This window comes from Streptomyces sp. NPDC048664 (genome assembly GCF_040650555.1).
Classification (GTDB): Bacteria; Actinomycetota; Actinomycetes; order Streptomycetales; family Streptomycetaceae; genus Streptomyces.
Genome location: NZ_JBEZHK010000007.1, coordinates 269329 through 289248 on the forward strand (window position 1 = coordinate 269329; position 19920 = coordinate 289248).

The window sequence follows — 19920 nt, forward strand, 5'->3', positions numbered from 1 at the left end:
CGGCGATCTCTGCCGGGGTGTTCCTTCTCACTCTGGCGGGCGGCCTGTTGGGGGCCCGGGACGCGGTGCACGAGTGGCCGGCGCCCACATACCGACCGTGCCGGTCGCCGTATCGTGGAGGGGTGTCGTGAGATTTCCGGAGGCACGCTCAGCGCCGCACGGGGAGACAACGCCACCCGTCTGCCTGACGACAGCGACTGCACCACCCCGAAGCTGCCTCGGTCGGCACAGCGTCGGTCGGTCGCATTTTTCCACCCAAGCATGACGGGTGACGGGCTCTGAGCTGAGGGCCGATCAGACCTCATGAACGCTGGCACACAGCCCCACTGCGCCGTCCTCCTCCAGCCGGAAGACTCGTAACGCCCACCGCTCACCGCCCCATCGACGCCTCCGAAGGCGGCAGGCCGCAGGCGAGCCACTGGCAGCTTCACGCCCTGAGGTTCCGCGGTGATGCGGCCGTGGGCCGGCGGTCCTACGGCGCCACGCTGCTGGCCGGCCTCGGTGTCGCCGCCTGCGTGTTCCTGGCCCGCCGACGCAGGACTTCGGTGGCCTGCCACGACAGGGTGGCAACCGTCACCAGAGGCAGGAGCAGGTAGAAGAGGAAGAGTTTGTGCAGGTCGTCGAAGAAGTACCAGATCGATGCGGTGGCGCTGAACCAGAAGGCGATCAGCGAGCCGGCGCTCCGTTCCCGACCGCGCATCGCGCTGACGAGACAGCAGGCGGCAGTCGCTGCCAGCAGGACGGCGATGGCAACGTAGGAGTTGGCCCAGCCGAGCTCGGCACGCCGCAGTTCGGAGTTGACCGCCACGGCCTCGGCCACCGGTCCCCAGCTCACCGCGCACGCCAAGCGTGTCGACCATGGCAGTGCCACCGCTCCCAGCACTGAGGCAGCGACGGCGACCTGGCCGAAGTGAAGGGTCTCCACCAGATCGACATGTGCGCACAGCAGCGAAAGGAGGCAGCCGAGCACGGCGAGAGCACTGTCGGCGGAAGGACGCAGCGAGATACGGAACCTGTCGCGGGATGCCGTTCGGCCACTGGACCGCATCGCTTGGGAGGGGGGCGGCGGAGGGGTGGCCTGGGCCGTCGGCAGAACGCTCTGCGTGAGGGCGTCGGCGAGGGCGGCGCGCATGTCTCCCGCATCGGTGAACCGTTCCGCCGGGTCTTTGCGCAGTGCGCGCAGGATCACCGTCTCGACTGCCGGCGGTGTCTGCGGTCGGAGCCGGGAGACCGGCTCGGGTTCGGCGTAGAGGTGCTGATGCATGACGGCGAACGGCGATTCACCGCGGAACGGGGTCTGTCCTGTCAGGAGTTCGTGCAGCAGGCACCCCATCGCGTACAGATCGGCCCGGTGGTCGACTTCCGCGCCGCTGATCTGCTCGGGCGAGAGGTAGGCGGGGGTGCCTATGGCCGCGCCGCTGCCAGTGATGCGGGTGGCGGCCTCGGTGAACGCCTTGGCGATGCCGAAGTCGAGGACCTTCACCGAGCCGGGTCCGGTGAGCATGATGTTGGAGGGCTTGATGTCCCTGTGGACGATGCCGCGTTCGTGGCTGTGTTGGAGCGCGTCCAGTACCGCGCAGGCCACGGTGATCGCCTCGGCGACGGGCAACGGGCCCTCTCGCAGGGCCTCGGCCAGAGTGGTGCCCTGCACGTACTCCATGACCAGGTAGGGACGAGGCCCGTCCTCGTGCGGCTCCTCGCCGACGTCGTGGATGGTGGCCACCGCTGGGTGGTTCAGCGCGGCGGCGGCGTGCGCCTCACGCCGGAAACGGGCTCGCGACTGCGGGTCGTGGGCCAACTCCGACGAGAGCAGCTTGACCGCCACGGTGCGGCGCAACTGCCGGTCCACTCCCTGATGGACTGTTCCCATGCCGCCCTGCCCGAGCCTCTCCACCAGCTCGTACCGGCCGCCGAGGACCGTATCCCGCCCCACACATGCCTCCCTGAACCAGAACCCGGCGCAGCTTACGACACGCCTTCGCCGGGCCCGTCGCCGCCACATCCCGGGGGCGCAAGCCGGAGCGGACGGCCGCGCTCCCGAACCCGTGGCCATGGGTGAGTTCCGTCGATGTTTCGGGCGTACGCGCCGTTCAACAGGATGGCGGTAAGGCCGTCCAGGGGCCGGCCGAGGCGGTGGGCGGTGGTGATCGCGGCGGTGTTGGCGGGGTCTCCGTTCCTGTCGATGTGGAAGTGCACGGTGGCCCCGGTTAGGCGTTGTTGCGCAGGGCGTAGAGCTCGTTGCGGATGGCACACCGGTTGGGCAGGCCTGCCGCGGAGCCGCAGGACCTCGCCGTCGGCTGGGAGTGCATGCCGGTGTGGTCACTGTACGAGGTGCCCGCCGGACCGCTGGGCCGCCCAACCCCGTCCGGGGTGCGCTTCGGCGCCTACCGGACGGTGTCCTACGACGGTTCCAGCTCGCGGGTGGGATCGCCATGCCCACCGGCTGCTGCACCTGCTGAGGCCGGTCATCCTCGTCACGACCGGTACACATCGAAGGCCAAGGCACTACCTTGAGCGACATGTCAAGGTGAGTGTGGTGCGTGAGGTCCCCGCGCGGGGGAACCGTCCACGGGGTGCGGCGCTCGTATGCCCCTCATCCCTTGGAAGTAACTCATTGTTTGTGTGCTTGTAGGGATGAACTAAGGGCATCTGGTTGCCAGGAGGTTGATATCGATGGTTCCCCTGCTTCTGGTTCTTCTGTTGGCTCTGATCCTCTTCGGTGCGGGCTTCGCCCTGAAGGCACTGTGGTGGATTGCGGTGTTCGTGCTCATCGTGTGGCTGCTCGGCTTCGTGGTCCGTTCCGCGGACAGCGGCGGACGTCGGGGCCGCTGGTACCGCTGGTAGCCGGAAGGCATCCGGCGCGAGGAGCGCGCCACGCGCGAGGACGAGTGGGTCCGGCCGACACGGTCGGGCCCACTCGCATGCGAACAGGTGTGTCCGGCTGGGTGGTGGGGCGGGATCGGGCGTATCGTGCGCACCGCAGGGTACGTGAGTGACGCACCGGTCCCGCGGGCCCAGCAGCGGAACCTGCTCCTCCTGTCTGCGGGGCCGCTGCGCCAGGGGTGATGGTTCGTACCGCTTCTGAAGTACGGTTAGGGGCCTTCGTTGTGTTGTGAGCAAGGGCTCAGGAATACCGGCCACGGGAGCATGCGAGGGGCGCCGAGCGGATGGCCTGGGCGCCGACAGGAGGTCCGGTCGCTGGCAGACGATGCCCGTGGTCAGCGGCTGTCGGGGCTCAGCAGCGTGGCGGCCGCGGCGACGAAGGCGGCGGACGCTTCCTTGGCCGTATGCCGCCGGGCGTCCAGCTCGGTCTGGTCGATGGCCTTGCGTAGTGCGTACGTGGCATCTGCGGCTTGCTGGGCGGGGCCGGCCAGCTCGGGGATCAGGATCTGGAGGCGGATGTGGGGCGCGGTGACGGCCGCGCGGGTGTCGTGGGATCTCGTCTGGGCCTCCAGTTGGTGTTCGGTGCCTGCCTCGGTCAGAGCCAGGCGCTCCCGGTGGAAGATCGCCGAGCGGTGCGCGTCGAGGGCGGCCGCGAAGTCGGTGACGGCGTCGAACTGGTCCTGGCGGTGACGACCGGCGCGTTCCTCGGCACGTGCGGTGTGTGCTGAGCGGTGCTGGAGGAGTCCGGCGGTCAGAGCGCCGGCCAGGGTACCGAGAACGGCAACGATGGAAGGCCATATGGACATCGGCTGGTGGTTCCTCTCGGATGGCCGGTTGCGGTGGTGGGGTCGGCGGGACGCACTTCAAGGCGGAGACGAGTGGCCCTGGTTCCATCGCGAAGCTGATGATCGACGGTGCGATCCGTTTTCTCGGTCTGGTCGGCTCGGTTGCCGGCGCTGGTTTGGTCCTCAGGTTCACCGCAGACGTGGTGATGCCCCGGTACGGGCTTGCCAGGCTGATCGTGATGGTCGGCAACTGCCACGACAAGCAGTAGTTGACCTGCACGGTATGGACAGTGAAGCGGCGCCGGACTCCTTACGGCCTGGGGCGCGGTAGAGGAGGTCCTTGGCGGTGGCGTGAAGGCGGCCGCGCCGTGCTGTTCCTCCAGTACCCCACCCGGTGACAGGTGCGGCCCGAAAACTCCCTGGCCCGTCCCACCCGTCTCAGCCATGATCCTCACGTGACCACCTACCTCGAGTCCGAGCGCCTGACCCTGCGCCCCTTCGCCGCCGCCGACGCGGGCCTGCTGATCGAGCTGGACAGCGACCCGGCGGTGATGCGCTACCTGACCGGCGGCGCTCCGACCCCGCCGGAGGAGGTGCGTCGCCTCGCCATCCCCAGCATCCTTGCCGGCTACGAGCGCTGGGATCACGACCTCGGCCTGTTCGCCGCGCAGGAGAAGGACGGCGGCGCGTTCGTCGGTTGGTTCTGCCTGCGTCCGCTGCGCAGCGGCCCGCGTGAGGAGGCCGAGCTCGGCTACCGCCTGCGCCGGGCGGCCTGGGGCCGGGGCTATGCCACGGAGGTCTCGCAGGCGCTGCTGACGAAGGGGTTCGCCGAGCTCGGCATTCGCATGGTCTGGGCCGAGACGATGACCGTGAACCGCCCTTCGCGCAACGTCATGGAGAAGCTCGGGATGACGCTCGCGGAGAGCATCCCCACGCCTGACGACATGATGGCGGTTGAGGGTTCCGAGCACGGGGGTGTGCGGTACGAGATCACGAAGGAGCAGTGGGAGCTGCGGCGGGCGTAGGCGGTGTGAGGCGCGGCGCCCGTAGACGTGAACCCATCAGCCTGCGCGGCCGCCGGTGCCGGCCCGAAGCATCGTCTGGTGTTCGTCGACCGGGTGCTGGTCACGCTCACGCATGTGCGACACGATCTTCCGCACTCAGCTCTGGCTGTGCTCTTCGGAGTGGACCGCTCCCCGGCGTCCGCCACGATCCGCCAGCTCCGGCCGCTGCTTGCGGCGCGCGGGTTCGCCGTGCCCGACCGGCCCGGCATCCGGCTGCGCACCATCGAGGGCGTGGTCGCCTACGCCGAGGCAGAGGCCGTCGGGCTGCGCTTCGACGGCACCGACGTGCAGCTGAGACGCCCGCAGGCCGGGTGTCCGGGCCGTAAGGCGTTCGTGTCGGGCGGGTGCGAGCAGAGCCGGGGGTCGGCGGTCCTCAGCCCTGCTCCACCAGGGCGGACAGGGCGTTGCGGACATCGGCTGCCGGGCTCAGGCGGGGCGCCGGATATCCTGCACCCCGTCAACGGCCGCTCTCGACTGGCTGTGAGGAACCGTGCCACAGAACCCCGATCTTGACGTGCGCCCCCTGGCACCCGGTGATCGCACCGCCTGGGAGCCTCTGTGGCAGGCGTATCTCGAGTTCTACGACCACACACTCCCCCCGAGCGTGTCCGACCTGACATGGGCGCGCTTCAGTGACCCGGCTGAGCCGATGACGGCATTGGGTGCCTGGAGCGACGGTGAACTGATCGGCATCTGCCACTCCATCCTGCACCGGTCCACGTGGGCCTCCGGCGCCTACTGCTACCTGGAGGACCTGTTCACCGTGCCCGCAGCCCGCGGCCAAGGAGCGGGCAGGGCGCTCATCGAGGCGACGGCCGCGGTGGCACGGGAAGCCGGTGCCGAGAAGCTCTATTGGCAGACTCACGTCGGCAACGTGACGGCACGTGCGCTTTACGACCAAGTGGCCCGGCACGAAGGCTTCCTCGTCTACGAGCGCGCACTCGACTGAGGACGTGGTCGGACATCCCGGTCGCAGGTGGTAGGTGAGCAGGCGTTGCAGGTCGTCGTGAACATCGCCGAGGTACTGGTGACCGCGTGCGTTCCCGGGGCGCAGGCTCGGTGGCCCCTCCTGTGGCGAGGGCCGCCCGTGAAGAGGGGCGACGAAGCACTCGTCACGGGTCCTTGTCCGGGTGACATTCCTGGTCACCTCGCCTGAAGGGCATCCGCCAGACCGGCACGAACGTTCGAACCGCTCCCGATTTCGGTGGCGTGGCGCCGACGCTGCTGCGGGAGCCACCGTGGCGACCCCGAAGCGCCGCAACCCCCGTGCCTGAACCGAGCCGATCCCGTGCGGCGCCTCCACCGGCAGCGGCCCGAAGAAGGCAGCGACCCGGCCCGGTCCCACGCCGACGATGCCGCCCTGCTCGGGCACCTGCGCGGACGCGGTCGCTGCCATGGGATGTCGATCACGTGAGATGACTCGGCCGGTGTGCCCCAGTGCTTCGGTTGGCCACGTTGAGCGTCACGGTCGGCCATCTCGGAGGCAGGGGAGCTTGGCCGGTGCGATCGGCACATTGGATGCGGCGGTGGGCGGGTGACAGGATGAGAGGGTGACTGATCATGGTGAGCTGTCCTTGCGGTCCGGCTGTCCTTGCGGTCCGGCGGAAAGTCCCTACGCGTAGCGATCGCGTTGTCCGCACTGGCGGCGATTGCCACAGGAGTCGTGGCCGGACTCGGAGTTGCGCAGGCAGAAAAGTGGGGGATTCTCTCCGGAACCATCGGCGTGGCGACCGTTGTGGGCGCCCTCACGATGCTCGGGCGTCGAGTCGAGGCGGGCCCGACGGGGCTGAGGTTCCGCACCCTGTTGCGGTGGCACCGGTTGGAGTGGGACGCGATCGTCGGCTTCGAAGATGTGCGGGTAGAGGCTGGCGACCCCCTGCCTCCACAGCACCAACCTCCGTGTCGCGGCCCGGCTGCGCGACGGTGCCGTCGTCTGGCTACCGGTGCCGTACGTCGGAGCCGCGGAGGTGCGGTCCTTCGAGCAGCAGGTGGCCCAGCTGCGCGCACTGCGCCGACGCTACTCGCGTGACACCTCGGTGCAGTAGTTGCGGGCGTTCGTCACCGTCACCGTCGCCTGACGCACGCCGATCGACGGGCGCTCAGTGTGGCCGACTTTCATGATGGAAGGCGCCGACCCGGCCCGGGTAGCTCTGATGTGCCTGTTCAACGACAGCCAGGAGAAGCGGGTCGGGGACATTCCGCACATCGGCCGGAAGTACCTGAGGGCCGCAGCCCCGAACGGTGAGGGTGGTCGCCGACCAGCTCGCCACCGCGCACCCGGCCGCCCTGGTCGCCCAGGCCGGCGGCCCGCGCCGGCCACGGGAACGTGCTCGGAAGCGCCGACAGCGGGTGCGCGTACAGGTCGACGTAGCCGGGCGCGAGGTGCGGCCGCTGGCTGGTTCCCCGCAGCAGGGGCACCGGATCCCAGGAGCGTCCAGCAGCTCAGGTTCGGGGCCGTCACGGCCTCCCGGGACTCCCCGCCACCGGCCGGGATCGATCCCGGCCGGTGGCGGGAGAGCGGCGGGGGTCGTGCGCTACCGCTGGGCGGAGCATGTCACCGGCTGGCCCGCAGCTCCCTCTTGCTGGTCCAGAACGTGGTCGTCGCCTTCCTGCAGGAGGCAGTGCGCCACGCCTTTGCCAGTAGGTACGACCTCTATGCGTGGAGTGTGCCCGCCGTCCTCCCGGGTGCTCCATGTTGCTCCGCTCACCTTGGCCGGCATGCTCACCGCGCCGTTGGCGCCATCGATGTAGTCGTGCCTGACGGATTGAAGGTTGCCCCCTTCGATCCAGGCTTTGTACGTCACGTCGGGACTCTTGGCACTACCGCAAGCCGTAAGGAGTCCGCAGGTGACAGCCAGCCCCGCCATCGTGGTGATGAGCTTCGTGGCTGCTGGTACGGGGGAAGTGGGCATGACTCGGCCTCTCGGTCAGTGGGTTCACTTGGGTGTGGGGTCGGGAAAGGATCTGTCGCCGAAGAGGACTCGGCTTGCCGCGGCCCGGCCGAACGGTGTGCGCAGCAGGGCGAATCCCGCTGCTGCTACGGGGGGCGTCCGTACGCGGGCCAATAGCCCGCGCAGCATGAGTCGCCCGCGGAAATGGGGCCGGAGCGCGGCTCCGTCGTAGTTGGCCATCGTGTCGGGACGTCCGGTGCGCAGCGCGTCGTCGAGGACCTCGGCCGCGAGCTGCGACTGTCGCAGGCACGGGTCCAGGCCGCCGGCAGTGAGCGGGGAGACCGCGCCTGCCGCATCACCCACGAGGAGCCCGTCGGCGCAGCTGATCCGGCGCAGCAGGCCGCCGACGGGTATGGGACCAGCGCGCCGTTCCACCGCTTCGGGACGTTCGATGCCGGTCAGTCCGGGCGCTGAGGTGCTGAACCGCTCCATCGCACGGCGAAGACCGTCTGGATAGCGGTCGGCGTAGCCTGCGACTCCGACGTGGGCGTGTTGCCCGTCGTTGATCACCCAGGCCAGGTAGCCGGGGGCGAGTGAGGGGTCGAGTACGCAGTGGAAGGTCGGCGGCTGGTCGCTTCCGGGGAGTTCGAAGACCTCTTCGGCGCCGACGATCAGGTGCTGGTTGCGGTCGAGAGCGAGGTCGCGGGCGACTCTTGAACGGGCCCCGTCGGCGCCGACGACGAAGCGGGCCCGGACCGTGGCCGGTCCGTCCCGACCGGCCAGGTGGAAGACGTTGCCCTGTCGGCCGGCGTAGCGAGTGCCGAGTGCGATGCGTACGCCGGCGTCGGCCGCGGTGGCTGCCGTCGCTTCGTAGAGTGGCGCCATGTCGCCCACCCGGTATTCGTCGCGGGGGCTGACGAGGCTGACCGGGCGGCGTAGGCCAGGGGGGTAGAGGACCACGCGTCGGATCGGTGGTCCGAGGCAGTCGGGGGGCAGCGGGAAGTCGTCGAGTGTCTTTCGTACGAAGATTCCTGTGGTGCGGATCGCGCCGGCAAGGTTCGTCCGGCGTTCGACCAGGAGCACGTCGTGGCCTTGTCGGGCCAGGAGGGTGGCGGTGTTGAGTCCGGCCAGGCCGGCCCCGACCACCAGTACGTCGGCACTGTCTGTGCCCCCGAGGCGATAGGGGAGGCGTGCTGTCGTCATGTCTGCTCTGTTCGTTGTGGAGTCCGCCATCGGTGAGTGCGGCGCGCGGTGGACGCCGACCGGCTGCGGGCGCTACGGCCAGGCCCGTGCCGCGATGGGCTGTGCGGACGTCGTCGTCAGGTCGTCACTCGGGAGCCTGCTGAAGATCAGGCGGAGCGGGTCGCGCAGCAGGGATGGTGGAGGGCGTCGTACCTGGTGATCGCGTGCAGGCGGCCGGCTACCGCGACCGTGGTCACCGTGGCGGGGAGCCGGCTGGGACGGATGCTCCGGAGTCGTGCGCAGCCCCGTCCCCCTCCCCGGGGCCGTCGGGCTCCCAGCGCAGCAGGTCTCCGGGCTGGCACTCGAGCACCTCGCACAGCGCTGTGAGCGTGGTGAAGCGCACCGCCTTGGCCCGGCCGTTCTTGAGCACCGCCAGGTTGGCGGGTGTGATCCCCACGCGGTCCGCCAGTTCGCCCACGGACATCTTCCGCTTCGCCAGCATCACGTCGATGTCGACGGCGATCGGCATCAGATCACCTCGGCCAACTCGGCCCCCAGCTGCGACGCCTCGACGTCGCGTGCGACGGCTTGGGCGAGCAGCATCCGCAGCACGAGCACGATGAGTGCGTTGCCGAAGATCGCCAGGCTGGCCCCGCCCAACAGAGCCACCACGCCCGGGGGAACCACATCGCCTGGCGCCAGGACCGCCCCGAGCGCGAGCACCAGGAGCGAGGCCGCCACGAACGCGCCCATCACGAGATGGACGTAGCGGAACGCGGCGTGGGAGAAGACCGTTCCGCGTTGCGCCATCGTCACGAGCCGCCACACGCAGACCAGGACGACCTGGACCGTCACGACGCCCATGATCGTGATCACGAGGACCGGAGTGCGGCGGTCCACAAGGATGCTCTCCCTCATCGCGCCTGTCAGCATCGCCACCATCAGCGCCTGGGCGGAGACCGCCCCGGCGTGCAGTGCCACCATCACGGCGCGCAGCACGAGCACTGTCACCTTGCCCAACGCCACTCCTTTGATCGAATCACGATGGAAAGCTATCGAATATCGATAGGAGTGGCAAGTCGGGTCCGTCGGCGCCTGGTGACGCCCGGATGGGGGCCTGTCGGCGTATCGGGTGGTGGCTGACCTGCTGCGTTGCTGGTTGATCGAGAGGCTGGGGGAGGGGGAGAGGAGGAGTGGGGAGCCGTCACCGACCGCGGACCCCACCAGCTGCCCATGCGCCGCCGTCCCGAACCCGATGAGACCGGCGGCCGCGGCCCACACCCGGTCGCCGCGATGACGGTCCCGCTGGAGCTACGACCTGATGGGCACTGTCACCGGCCTTGGCTCATGGGGTGAACTCATGCGGGAACTCCAGCGATCAGGCGCCTACGGTGTCCACGACGTGGAGCTGGTTGCAGATCGACCTCGCACAAAGCGCGGACCGATCCTGGCGTAGGGAGGATTCCGGGATGGCGAAGGTTCGCACATCCGGGCCGTGTCTGAAGGGAACCCTGGCGAGCCGGCCGACGCCGCAGCCGGACGGCTCACCGAGACGCTGGGCGCCGACCTCACCGCGACACCGCGGCTGACCGGGCCCCTCAGGCGGTCCCGACGAGGCGATCAGGCTTCCTGACGCAGGACGCAGGACGCAGGACGCAGCGCGGCCGAAGGGCGACATGCGACGCCCTCTCCGCGCCTCGCGACCGTGGTGGCGCCGTGACGGTGCACCGGTGCGGGTTGCGCCTGTCCGCCTGCCTGCTCCGGCCTTCAGCGGGCCGCGCACGGGGCGGCTCCCCGTCCCGTGTTGCGACGCGTGGCGCGTCACTGCAAGTCGCTGCCCTGCTCTTCTTCGGGGACCGCCGCCGAGGGGTGCCCGGACTCGTGGTGGATCAGGATGGACAGCAGTTCTGCCACGGTGGCAGGGGCATCGGCGGGGTGGCGCAGGGCCGTGTCGGGGGAGACGTGGTAGACGTTCGAGCGGCCTTGGCGGACATGGGTGAGATACCCACCCTGCTCCAGATCCGAGATGATCTTCAGCACGGCTCGTTCGGTGAGCCTGCAGCGAACGGCGATGTCGCGGACGCGGATGGTGTGATCTTCGGCGATGGCTGCCAGCACCCGGGAGTGATTGGTGAGAAACGTCCAGCCTGCGTGTGGTTCCGGTGCTCGATCCATGGTTCTACGATACGGACCCGATTCACGTGTTCAAAAGGATGAATCACATTTCATGCATTGGTTGACGTGAAAGGCAGGGTGGGTGATCCTAGGAGGGACCGAGACGACGGCATGAGCGGGGAGCTTGACATGTCCCACTGTGCGACGGCCTCTCCAGGTACGGGAGTGGGTGCGGAGCGTGATACCGCGTCGGGGCATGCTCAGGCGCCCGCCTCGGCGGCGATGGTCCTCGACGTGATGGGTGACAGGGTCGTGGTCAGGGTGTCCGGAGCACTCGATGTGGATTGCGAGCAGTTGCTGCATCAGACGCTGAGCGGCGCACTCGACCGGACGAAGAGGGTTCTGGAACTGGATCTCTCGGGCGTCGGCTTCTGCGACTGCTCCGCCCTCAATGTCCTGCTTCGCATGCACAGCCGCGCCGGCTCGGTTTCCAAAGCCGTCACCCTCACCGCCGTCAGTCCTGCGGTGGAGCGCCTGCTGGCTCTTACCAATACCCTCAGCCTCTTCGTGGCGTGCCCCGCGAGCCCGCCGGGTGGAGCCGGGCGAGAAGGAGGGCAACGGCGTCTCCAGCCCATGCCTTCATCGATGGGCGGCAGGTCGACGGGGGACAGGTCGGCGCCCATGTCCGCGACCTTCGTGAGCGAGAAGCGGCAATGGGTGAGCGCCGGCCCGCCGGCTGGGTCTGTGCATGGAGCAGTGGTGTGTCCGTACTTTGGGAGGGAAACGGCATGACGCTTATGACGACGACAACGCGGACGCGGACGCAGACGTCCGAGCTTCCGGAGGTCGCTGACCCCTCCCGGGTGGCGCCCAGGGACGCCCGTGAACTGTCGAGGTTGTTCTTCCACCAGTTGGCGGTGGTGGAGGAGGGGACGGCGGAGTACAGCTACGCGCGGAACACGCTGATCGAGATGAACATGTCCCTGGTGCGTTTCGCGGCGTCCCGGTTCCGTAGCCGGGGGCCGGAGGAGATGGAGGACATCGTCCAGGTCGGGGTGATCGGGCTGATCAAGGCGATCGACCGGTTCGAGCTGTCGCGTGAGGTGAAGTTCACGTCCTTCGCGATCCCGTACATCGTGGGCGAGATCAAGCGGTTCTTCCGTGACACCTCCTGGGCCGTGCACGTTCCGCGGCGTCTGCAGGAGGCTCGCGTGCAGCTGGCCCGGGCCAAGGAGGAGCTGAGCAGCCGGCTCGGCCGGACCCCCACGGTCAAGGAACTGTCCGCGCTGATGAGCCTGTCCGAGGACGAGGTCCGCGAGGCCCAGCTGGCCTCCAACGGCTACGCCTCCGCCTCCCTCGACGCCGCGCTCGGGACCGGCGAGGACGGCGAGAGCGCCCTGCGGGACTTCATCGGCCTCGACGACACCGCTCTTGAGCTGGTCGAGGACTTCCACACTCTGGCACCGTTGATCGCCCAGCTCGACGAGCGGGACCGGCAGATCATCCACATGCGGTTCGTCGAGGAACTCACCCAGGCCCAGATGGGCGAGCGCCTGGGCGTCTCCCAGATGCACGTCTCCAGGTTGCTGTCCCGCTGCCTGGCCCGGCTCCGCGAGGGCATGCTCACCACCCACTGAGCCTGTTGCCGGCGCCGCGCCACTCCCAGGCCGCGTGGGTGCTGGCGGCATCGGCGGAATCGCCTTGTCCATGCCGGCCGTCGGAAGTGGCCTGCGGCATGCCGCCTGGACCGCTCCCTCGGCGACATCACGCGCGGTCGGTGCTGGTGCCAGTCGCGAGCTGGGATTCGCGGCTGCTGAGTGCCTCAGCCGGATCCGTCCGCTCGCTGTTTGTCGGCGGCGTGGAGGTGGAGGTGGGCGACGACCTGCTTGCCGGTTTCCTGCGCAAGGGTGTGCAGCTTGGTGGACAGGCGGGTGACGAGGTGGAGGCCGTGGCCGCCGATCCGGCCGGGGTCGGGCGGCTGCAGCTGAGGCTGGTGGGGGGAGCTGTCGCGGACGGTGATCCGTAGCAGCGCGGCGTCGGGTATGACTTCCAGCTCGAGTCTGCCGGGGCCGGGGGCGTGTCGGTGTGCGTTGGTGACGAGTTCACTGACGACGAGCTGGGCGTCCTGGCTGGTGCGGTGATCCGGCCGGTATCCGACCCGGGAGAGCAGCGCGCGCACGGCCTGGCGGGCCTCGGAGATGGGGGCGGACCCGGTCTCCCAGACGGTGAAGTAGTGCAAAGGCGCCGCCTCTTCCTGGCTCAGGGGTGGCTTCAGACCTAGCTGGCTGAGCATGGGCCGAGTCCTGTCGTCGTTCTTTGTGTCGAGATCACGGAATGTCCCTTTTCGTATCGCTTCACATACCCACTGACATCTCACTCATGGCTACTGGTCTCTGTGCTCGAGCGAGGCAGCTGTATCGAGCGCCGTGTACGAGGGGCATGCCCTGGGTGATTCTCGCATCAGTTGCGTTGGCGGAACGGCCAGGGCCTGTCGCGCAGGCAGGGCAGCGGACGTGATCGCGAGGCGGTGTGGTCTGTTTGACCACTGGACGGGTGTGCAGGGTCGTGGAACCGGGCCGGTGTGTGCGAGGCTTGCTGAATGACCAGCCTGGTCTGGTGGGAGACCCCGCGCTGACCTGTATGGCCACCACAGTGGCCGGGGCAGGGTGCGGGTGGTCTTGCTTGGCTGTGCGCGGCTCGCCAGTAGTTGCGCGCTTGATGCCCCCGTGGTGGGGGCGTGATGGGCTCGACCCCGATTGGAGGGGCGAACCGTGAACGACCTCAATGTGGTGACGCAGCAGTACGCCGACCGTACCGTGATCACCGTCGCAGGGGAGATGGACCTCCACACCTGCCCTGCCCTCGCCCAGGCCACCCTCGTCATCCCGCTCAACGGCAAGACTCTGCATCTGGAGATGTCCGGCGTGACCTTCATGGACTCCAGCGGTCTCAACTTTCTGCTCCAGCTGCGCCGGCGCCTCCTTGCTGACGACGGACAACTCGCCCTCAGCGGCCTGCGGGGCCACCCCGCCCGCGTGCTGCACCTGACCGGCGCTTATGACCTGCTCGTGCCCGGCGACACTGGAGCACCTGACGGGGACACCGCCAAGCCGGCCGGGGCGCCTGGGAGAGATGACCTCGCAGCCGCTGGGATCTCCCGGACCGAGCCTTGAGGCCGGTCGAGCAGACAGGTCACCGGTGAGTTGAGTGGTGTCGACTGGGCTGTACAAGGGCTGCGTGGGCGGCCGGGGTGTCATCGACCCGCCGCGCCCGTCACTCTTCAGCTGACCCGGGAGTTTCCACTGCAGCAGAAATCCGGGGTTTCCGGCGATACCGCCGGAAACCCCGGATGGGGTGGGCTGGGGAAGATGTCAGTGCTTGAAAGCGTCCTTGGTCTTCTCCTTGGCCTCGCGGGCGTCGCCCGTGGCCTTTTCCGCATGTCCCTTGGCGGCCATCCGGTCGTTGCCGACGGCGTTTCCGAGGGTTTCCTTGGTCTTGCCCTTGGCCTGCTCGGTCTTCGCCTTGGCCTTCTCGCCGGCAGTCATGGAATGCCCCTCCTCGTAAGCGGTTGGTGCCGCTGTCGCGGCGAAGTCTCTGGTGCCCCTACCTTCCCGTCATAAACAACGTGTCACCGAGGGAATGGAGGGTGGCCTGCCGGGCATACGGTGCCGCAGGAGGTTGATGACTATGGTTCCCCTGCTTCTTGTGCTGCTTCTTGCTCTGGTCCTTTTCGGTGCGGGCTTCGCCATCAAGATCCTTTGGTGGGTCGCGGTGGCCGTGCTGGTGCTGTGGCTGCTTGGCTTCGTGATGCGTTCCACGGATGCCGGAGGCGGCCGCGGCCGCTGGTATCGATGGTGATCTGACAGCGCGTCCCCACATATGGGCCTGACCGTTCTGGATGGTCGGGCCCATATGCATGTCTGAAAAATGTGCACACCCACCGGGCATCGCCGGACGAAGAGGGAGTCCCAGGGGTCCGTGAGGGTAGGTGTGGTGTTGTCGGGGGCGGGAGGGCCATGCGCGGTGGGACCTGCGCAGCCTCCCGGCCCTTCCGTCCCTGGCCCGGACCGGCGCAAGCCGGAGCGAGGTGTTCTGAGAGCGACAACTGGACCGTACCGCCACACCTGCGCCCGCCTTCACCGCGATACTGCACTGCTCGAGATCGGATCCAGGGGGATCGGCCCAGAGACCGCTGCTGTCCTTGGACGCTGGCGGCGGAGACGGCAGTGCGCACAGACCGTTCTGCCAGTGATGCTCTCCCTGCCGGCGACCAGGCACCCGTCACAGATGCCAGGCTGAACGGCGTCTGGATCGTGCTCCGGGTCAGTCGGGGCTGGATGGGAGAACGCCGGGGCGGGACATGTGCCCGGACCCAAGGAGCTCGTTTCATCTTCGTTCTGGCTGGTGGGAGGCCCTTGGCGAGTGGCTTGTGCGGGCTCCTTTCCTGGCCGTGAGGCTGATCATCTTTGGGTCGATCCTGGGGATCATGGTTCCTCGCGGTGGGCACGTTCCGGTAACGATCAGCATGCGAAGGGCTGTTGCTCGCGGTGGTGCAGGGCGAGGACGGCTTGACCATCCGGGTGGCGCGTCCGGGCCGGCAGCGCAGCTCGGTGGCCAGGACGCGCCACCACTTCAGCTGAGCGCCGGATCGCCCGCGCGGCCAGTTCCGCGATGCCCTGCTCGATGTACCGGCGCCAGCAGGTGGACACCGAGATATCGTGCGGGGCCGCCAGCTCGGCATAGGTCAGATTGCTGCGCAGGAACGCGATGGTGAGGGTGGCCTGGAAGACGGCGTCCTTCTTACGCCAGCGGGAACCGTTCGCCGCATGCCGGGCCGCGATCTTGTCGGCGAGCCAGCCCCGCATACCGGCCGACACCCGACAACCCGCCTGGTAGACGAGCCACTCGGGGTCCTTGTCGGTGCTCGCATTCGTCACGGAACACGCATCTACCAGGGACTTCTGACATCACGTCATCGTGAGCGGACGGTGTCCACCGTGACGTTCCATGATCCCCGGCATCGACCCAAAGACGATCAACCTATCCCCTGAGTTCGACAGTTGGTGGGCACAGTCCGTGTGCCCACCGGTGCCCGCCACGCTCTCGGCCTCCGGGAACGTCCGCGGTTTGCATCTGCCTTTCCAGCATGAAGGAGCAGGGGAATTTACCGCTCTGCAAAAGTATTTGATGGTTCGTCATCTCATTCCTCGCGCGCTTTCCCCGCTCTGTGCAGGGCGCTGGGAGCCCTGTGGGCATACGCGTCCTTCCCCATCACCCCAGGTGAGAGCCCCGAGCGCCCGCGCATGCCCATCAACTGTCGAACTCGGGTATCCGACCAGCGACAGAGCCTCCACGACCACCTCGTCAAGGGCCTCCCACCAGCAACAACGAAGATGAAACACGCTCAATGGCTTGCGTCCGAAGTCGCAGAAGCGATCTCCCGAACAGGTCTGATTATTCAGCAAAGGGCCTTCGCTCCTCCCTCTTTCGCCGAGAGGACCGGTCTTCGCGTGTGGGCGGTCAGGGGCAGTTGACCTGTTCAGTGCCGTGGGGCTGTGTCTGCTGGTCAGCGGCGGCCGGGGGGCAAGTGCCTTTTCCGTCCGTGCTTTTCATGCCGCTTCGGTCGGTGGTGCTTGTTATGTTCGTTGCACCTGATGGTGGTGGGGTCGGTGGCGGTGTCGGATGGACTGCCGCCGCCGGTGACAGTGGCTGTGTTGTTGACCTGGATACTGCTGCCGCGCTTGGTGTCCGCGGCCTTCTCATGGGTCTTGCAGAAGACCTTCACGGTGAGGGTGATGGGCGGGTAACTGCTGCCCGGATCCAGGACGTCGTCGCGGGTACAGGTGAGGGTGGCCAGGGTGCAGGTCCAGCCGGCGCCACTGATCGAGACGGCCCTGAGCTGCGGGGGGAGGGCGTCGGTGACGGTGACGGTTCCGCTGGTGGGGCCGCTGCCGTTGTTGGCAACGGTGAGGGTGTAGGTGCCCTTCCTGCCCTTCTCGAAGTGGCCGGTGTGATGCTTGGTGATGGTCAGTGAGGGCGGGCAGACCCCGGTGATGGTCGTGGGGTCGGTGACGGTGTCAGGGGCGCTGGCTCCGCCCGTGACAGTAGCCGTGTTGGTGACGTCGTCAGGGGCGGTGCAGGCGACATCGACCGTGAGGCTGATCGGTGGGTAGCTGGCCCCCGGATCCAGGGCGTCGCTGCGGGTGCAGATGAGGGTGGCCAGAGTGCAGGACCATCCCGTACCGCTCAACCCTGTCCCCGTGAGTCCTGCGGGAAGTGTGTCGGTCACGGTGACCGCACTGCCGTCCGTCGGGCCGGTCCCGTCGTTGCCGACCGTGAGCGTGTAGGAACCGGACTGCCCCCGCACGAAGCTGCCACTGTGACTCTTGCCGATGGTCAGCGTGGGCGGGCAGACGCCGGTGATGGTCGTGGGGTCGGTCGCGGTATGGGTGCCGGTGTCCCCGCCGCCCGTCACGGTAGCCGTGTTGGTGACGTCGTCAGGGGCGGTGCAGGCGACATCGACCGTGAGGCTGATCGGTGGGTAGCTGGCCCCCGGATCCAGGGCGTCGCTGCGGGTGCAGATGAGGGTGGCCAGAGTGCAGGACCATCCCGTACCGCTCAACCCTGTCCCCGTGAGTCCTGCGGGAAGTGTGTCGGTCACGGTGACCGCACTGCCGTCCGTCGGGCCGGTCCCGTCGTTGCCGACCGTGAGCGTGTAGGAACCGGACTGCCCCCGCACGAAGCTGCCACTGTGACTCTTGCCGATGGTCAGACTGGGACCAGGGGGGGCGTAGGAGATGATCACCTGGCCGTTGTTGTTCGCTGTCCCGATCGTGGACAGCGCGTAACTCGTGCCGGTGCCCGTCGGGGTGGCGAAGCTGCTGCCTCCACCGCCCCCGCCCCCGCCCGCCGAGGTGCCGGTGCCGTTGACGGCCCCGCTGCCGCCGCCCCCGCCGGCGAAGTAACCACCACCACCGCCCCCACCTGCACCGATGACAGAGGCGGCGCAGCCACCGCCGAAGCGGCCCCCGGTGCCACCGGTACCGACTGTGGCACCTGAAAACCCGCTCCCCGGTCCGCCGTTCATGACCGCACAGGGGCTAGCGGTGCCGCTGGCCCCGCTGGCACCGCCGGTGCTGGTGCTGGTGCTGCCACCGCCCCCACCCTGCCCCGGCGAACCATTGCCGGCGGCGCTTCCCGCGGTACCGCCGGTGGCATCCGGCGTTGTCCCGCCGTTGCCTCCGTTCCCTCCCGTAGAGCCCGATCCGGTGCCGCCTGCGGCACCACCGCCCCCGGCGACCATCAGCAAGGAGCCACCTGTGCTGATGCTGGAGGCCCCGCCCCCACCCGGCCCTTCAAAATGAAAACCACTGAGCGGAAAACCCCCGCCTGGGGCGCCGCCGTTGAATCCACCGGCACCCCCCGTCCCGGTGCCGTTGCAGCCTTTGCCGCCGGTTCCGCCGACGTTGATGGTGAACGTTGTGGGAGAGCCGGTCAGCGGGAGGGTGGTCACCACCTGCGCCCCCGTCCCACCCGTCCCCGTGACGGAACAGGGGGTGCCGGTGTTGTCGGCACCGCCGGCCCCGTCCGCGGTGATCGCCACGACCACCCCCGCAGGAACCATCAGGGTCTGCGGAGCGCCGGTGAAAGTGAACGTCTGACTGACCACCGCGGCAGCCTGTCTGCCGCCGGGACGGCCCGCAGCCGTGGCGTCGGCGATGCCCGGCAACGTCCCCGCACCCGTCAGCACAGCACACACCGCAGCGGTGACCCCGGCACGCCAACCGCGCCCTCGAAGCCCGGCCCGCGACCACCTCGAAACCCGACCTGGTCCGCCCCCCGCCCGGCGGGCGGGGGGCGGGCCACAGTCCGCGCCAGCCCCTGCCGGCCCATTTGTGAACGTCGTCGGTCACGACGAGGTGCCCCTCTCCTGGAAGCGATCTCACACGCCATGGGCGTGCGCTGGGGAATGGGAGGCAGCCTCCGCAAAGACGCCATCACCACGAGCCCCATTAGAACCGACGAACCGTCATATACAGCCTAAAACACGAGGGTGAGGAACTTCCGTGACGCACCGGCCCATTCCGGGTCCCCCGCACCCATGGATCACAATGCAATACACGCGCTACTGAGATTGCGGTCGTGATGGTCGTGTGGCTGCGTGGGTCCCGAACTGCTGCCTTGCCTGACCGATCGGCGACACCACGCAATGATCACCAGTAGGGGTGTGATCGTGGCTGGTCTGGCCCCGGTGTTCGTCGAGTTCCTGGGCCGGTCGGACGGTGTGTGTCGCGCCATGACGGCGGTGCGCCGGGAATCCCGGCGCACCGCCGAGGACACCGAGGGCCTTCCAGCCACCCTCACCATCGCGTTCCTGCGCAGCAATCTGGCCCATGCCGAGCTGGCGGCCCCGCACGACATCTCGGTGTCCACCTGCTGGCGGTACATCGAGCAGGGCATCGCGGAACTGGCCGCGCGGGCGATCCGGCTCACCGACGTGGTACGCCTGGCCCGCAAAGCCGGCAACGTCACTACTTGGGTAAGCGCCGGCGCCACGGTGTGAACGTCCAGACCGTCTGCGCACCCGACGGGATCCTCCTGTGGGCCTCCGCCGCCCTGCCGGGCAGCGCTGTCGACATCACCGCCGCCCGCCGCGCCAAGATCCCCCAGAAGGTGTCCGGCCCTCCTCGGCCTGCTCGCCGACCTGGGCTACCTCGGCCTGGACGGCGCGATCACCGGCCTCCGCCGCCTCAAGGCACTCCGACCTCGGCGTGGGACCCCGCGCCGGGCCCAGGTGTGGTGGGCCGCGCCGGGGTGTGGTCAGGGGTTGAGGATGCGGCGGAGGTTGTCGATCGAGCCGCATCCAGCCTCCAACTGACGCTCACGCTCTTCCCGGAACGCCGCCCCCAGTTCCTCGCGCCGTTCCGTCGCGACGTTCTCGCGTGCGCCGTTGAGGATGGTGCGTTCTTCCTCGTCGGTGTGGTGGTTGACGGCTTCCAC

19 protein-coding genes and 4 pseudogenes are annotated in these 19920 nt (G+C 68.6%); 12 read left to right on the forward strand and 11 right to left on the reverse strand.

The window, feature by feature from the left end:
- Window positions 1–472: 472 nt before the first annotated feature.
- Window positions 473–1933, reverse strand: coding sequence for a protein kinase (locus tag AB0C59_RS10745; protein WP_363002815.1), 1461 nt, complete (start codon window positions 1931–1933; stop codon window positions 473–475).
- 740 nt (window positions 1934–2673) lie between these two features.
- Between AB0C59_RS10745 and AB0C59_RS10750 the strand changes: the two genes are divergently transcribed.
- Window positions 2674–2844, forward strand: coding sequence for a hydrophobic protein (locus AB0C59_RS10750; RefSeq protein WP_363002817.1), 171 nt, complete (start codon window positions 2674–2676; stop codon window positions 2842–2844).
- A gap of 374 nt (window positions 2845–3218) precedes the next feature.
- Here the strand turns inward: AB0C59_RS10750 and AB0C59_RS10755 are convergent, their stop codons facing one another.
- Entirely contained in the window at window positions 3219–3689 is a 471-nt protein-coding gene (locus tag AB0C59_RS10755) for a hypothetical protein (RefSeq protein ID WP_363002819.1), read from the reverse strand.
- A gap of 98 nt (window positions 3690–3787) precedes the next feature.
- Between AB0C59_RS10755 and AB0C59_RS10760 the strand changes: the two genes are divergently transcribed.
- The 5 genes and pseudogenes from AB0C59_RS10760 to AB0C59_RS10780 all read left to right on the forward strand — a co-directional run.
- The gene (locus tag AB0C59_RS10760; RefSeq protein ID WP_363002821.1) at window positions 3788–3937 is read left to right on the forward strand and encodes a hypothetical protein; all 150 of its coding nucleotides are present in this window, start codon (window positions 3788–3790) and stop codon (window positions 3935–3937) included.
- A gap of 186 nt (window positions 3938–4123) precedes the next feature.
- Window positions 4124–4693: a GNAT family N-acetyltransferase gene (locus AB0C59_RS10765; RefSeq protein ID WP_363002823.1), complete on the forward strand. Its 570-nt coding sequence runs from the start codon at window positions 4124–4126 to the stop codon at window positions 4691–4693.
- A 48-nt stretch (window positions 4694–4741) separates the two neighbouring features.
- A pseudogene (locus AB0C59_RS10770) lies at window positions 4742–5089 on the forward strand (transposase family protein); the annotation flags it as partial.
- Between the two features lie 157 nt (window positions 5090–5246).
- Window positions 5247–5681: a GNAT family N-acetyltransferase gene (locus AB0C59_RS10775; protein WP_363002857.1), complete on the forward strand. Its 435-nt coding sequence runs from the start codon at window positions 5247–5249 to the stop codon at window positions 5679–5681.
- Between the two features lie 1168 nt (window positions 5682–6849).
- Window positions 6850–7015 (forward strand): annotated as a pseudogene (locus tag AB0C59_RS10780) (HAD family hydrolase); the annotation flags it as partial.
- A 653-nt stretch (window positions 7016–7668) separates the two neighbouring features.
- On the opposite strand, the gene AB0C59_RS10785 reads toward AB0C59_RS10780, so the two are convergent.
- The 4 genes from AB0C59_RS10785 to AB0C59_RS10800 form a co-directional block, all read right to left on the reverse strand.
- Window positions 7669–8826 carry an NAD(P)/FAD-dependent oxidoreductase gene (locus AB0C59_RS10785; protein WP_363002825.1) on the reverse strand — a complete coding sequence of 386 codons (1158 nt, stop codon included), beginning with the start codon at window positions 8824–8826 and terminating at the stop codon, window positions 7669–7671.
- Between the two features lie 232 nt (window positions 8827–9058).
- The gene (locus tag AB0C59_RS10790; RefSeq protein ID WP_363002827.1) at window positions 9059–9334 is read right to left on the reverse strand and encodes a helix-turn-helix transcriptional regulator; all 276 of its coding nucleotides are present in this window, start codon (window positions 9332–9334) and stop codon (window positions 9059–9061) included.
- On the reverse strand, window positions 9334–9825 hold the full coding sequence (locus AB0C59_RS10795; RefSeq protein ID WP_363002829.1) for a DUF2975 domain-containing protein: 492 nt from the start codon (window positions 9823–9825) through the stop codon (window positions 9334–9336). The genes AB0C59_RS10790 and AB0C59_RS10795 overlap by 1 nt, the downstream gene beginning before the upstream one ends.
- An 801-nt stretch (window positions 9826–10626) precedes the next feature.
- Window positions 10627–10980: a helix-turn-helix domain-containing protein gene (locus AB0C59_RS10800; RefSeq protein ID WP_363002831.1), complete on the reverse strand. Its 354-nt coding sequence runs from the start codon at window positions 10978–10980 to the stop codon at window positions 10627–10629.
- A gap of 237 nt (window positions 10981–11217) precedes the next feature.
- On the opposite strand from AB0C59_RS10800, the gene AB0C59_RS10805 reads away from it, so the two are divergent.
- Window positions 11218–11712, forward strand: coding sequence for an STAS domain-containing protein (locus tag AB0C59_RS10805; protein WP_363002859.1), 495 nt, complete (start codon window positions 11218–11220; stop codon window positions 11710–11712).
- Between the two features lie 5 nt (window positions 11713–11717).
- Complete coding sequence (locus tag AB0C59_RS10810; protein WP_363002861.1) at window positions 11718–12557, forward strand: RNA polymerase sigma factor SigF; 840 nt, start codon at window positions 11718–11720, stop codon at window positions 12555–12557.
- A gap of 185 nt (window positions 12558–12742) precedes the next feature.
- Here AB0C59_RS10810 and AB0C59_RS10815 read toward each other — a convergent pair whose 3' ends face one another.
- The gene (locus tag AB0C59_RS10815) at window positions 12743–13213 is read right to left on the reverse strand and encodes an ATP-binding protein (RefSeq protein ID WP_363002833.1); all 471 of its coding nucleotides are present in this window, start codon (window positions 13211–13213) and stop codon (window positions 12743–12745) included.
- A gap of 478 nt (window positions 13214–13691) precedes the next feature.
- Here AB0C59_RS10815 and AB0C59_RS10820 point away from each other — a divergent pair, with 478 nt between their 5' ends.
- Window positions 13692–14093, forward strand: coding sequence for an STAS domain-containing protein (locus AB0C59_RS10820; protein WP_363002835.1), 402 nt, complete (start codon window positions 13692–13694; stop codon window positions 14091–14093).
- Between the two features lie 198 nt (window positions 14094–14291).
- On the opposite strand, the gene AB0C59_RS10825 is transcribed toward AB0C59_RS10820, so the two are convergent.
- Window positions 14292–14465, reverse strand: coding sequence for a CsbD family protein (locus AB0C59_RS10825; RefSeq protein WP_363002837.1), 174 nt, complete (start codon window positions 14463–14465; stop codon window positions 14292–14294).
- 142 nt (window positions 14466–14607) lie between these two features.
- On the opposite strand from AB0C59_RS10825, the gene AB0C59_RS10830 reads away from it, so the two are divergent.
- On the forward strand, window positions 14608–14778 hold the full coding sequence (locus tag AB0C59_RS10830; protein WP_363002839.1) for a hydrophobic protein: 171 nt from the start codon (window positions 14608–14610) through the stop codon (window positions 14776–14778).
- Between the two features lie 662 nt (window positions 14779–15440).
- Here the strand turns inward: AB0C59_RS10830 and AB0C59_RS10835 are convergent.
- Both AB0C59_RS10835 and AB0C59_RS10840 read right to left on the reverse strand, forming a co-directional pair.
- Window positions 15441–15857 carry a hypothetical protein gene (locus AB0C59_RS10835; protein WP_363002841.1) on the reverse strand — a complete coding sequence of 139 codons (417 nt, stop codon included), beginning with the start codon at window positions 15855–15857 and terminating at the stop codon, window positions 15441–15443.
- 629 nt (window positions 15858–16486) lie between these two features.
- Complete coding sequence (locus tag AB0C59_RS10840; protein WP_363002843.1) at window positions 16487–18007, reverse strand: hypothetical protein; 1521 nt, start codon at window positions 18005–18007, stop codon at window positions 16487–16489.
- Window positions 18008–19153: 1146 nt separating this feature from the next.
- Here AB0C59_RS10840 and AB0C59_RS10845 point away from each other — a divergent pair.
- Window positions 19154–19483, forward strand: a complete 330-nt coding sequence (locus tag AB0C59_RS10845) for a hypothetical protein (RefSeq protein ID WP_363002845.1) — start codon at window positions 19154–19156, stop codon at window positions 19481–19483.
- Window positions 19462–19584: pseudogene (locus AB0C59_RS10850) on the forward strand (transposase family protein); the annotation flags it as partial. The gene AB0C59_RS10845 and the pseudogene AB0C59_RS10850, both read left to right, overlap by 22 nt.
- A 156-nt stretch (window positions 19585–19740) precedes the next feature.
- Here the strand turns inward: AB0C59_RS10850 and AB0C59_RS10855 are convergent.
- A pseudogene (locus AB0C59_RS10855) lies at window positions 19741–19920 on the reverse strand (hemerythrin domain-containing protein); the annotation flags it as partial.

Coding starts and splice junctions, on each gene's coding strand:
- AB0C59_RS10750 (WP_363002817.1), top strand. CDS start 2,674: ATGGTTCCCCTGCTTCTGGTTCTTCTGTTGGCTCTGATCCTCTTCGGT.
- AB0C59_RS10755 (WP_363002819.1), bottom strand. CDS start 3,689: ATGTCCATATGGCCTTCCATCGTTGCCGTTCTCGGTACCCTGGCCGGC.
- AB0C59_RS10760 (WP_363002821.1), top strand. CDS start 3,788: ATGATCGACGGTGCGATCCGTTTTCTCGGTCTGGTCGGCTCGGTTGCC.
- AB0C59_RS10785 (WP_363002825.1), bottom strand. CDS start 8,826: ATGACGACAGCACGCCTCCCCTATCGCCTCGGGGGCACAGACAGTGCC.
- AB0C59_RS10790 (WP_363002827.1), bottom strand. CDS start 9,334: ATGCCGATCGCCGTCGACATCGACGTGATGCTGGCGAAGCGGAAGATG.
- AB0C59_RS10800 (WP_363002831.1), bottom strand. CDS start 10,980: ATGGATCGAGCACCGGAACCACACGCAGGCTGGACGTTTCTCACCAAT.
- AB0C59_RS10805 (WP_363002859.1), top strand. CDS start 11,218: ATGGGTGACAGGGTCGTGGTCAGGGTGTCCGGAGCACTCGATGTGGAT.
- AB0C59_RS10810 (WP_363002861.1), top strand. CDS start 11,718: ATGACGACGACAACGCGGACGCGGACGCAGACGTCCGAGCTTCCGGAG.
- AB0C59_RS10815 (WP_363002833.1), bottom strand. CDS start 13,213: ATGCTCAGCCAGCTAGGTCTGAAGCCACCCCTGAGCCAGGAAGAGGCG.
- AB0C59_RS10825 (WP_363002837.1), bottom strand. CDS start 14,465: ATGACTGCCGGCGAGAAGGCCAAGGCGAAGACCGAGCAGGCCAAGGGC.
- AB0C59_RS10830 (WP_363002839.1), top strand. CDS start 14,608: ATGGTTCCCCTGCTTCTTGTGCTGCTTCTTGCTCTGGTCCTTTTCGGT.
- AB0C59_RS10840 (WP_363002843.1), bottom strand. CDS start 18,007: ATGAACGGCGGACCGGGGAGCGGGTTTTCAGGTGCCACAGTCGGTACC.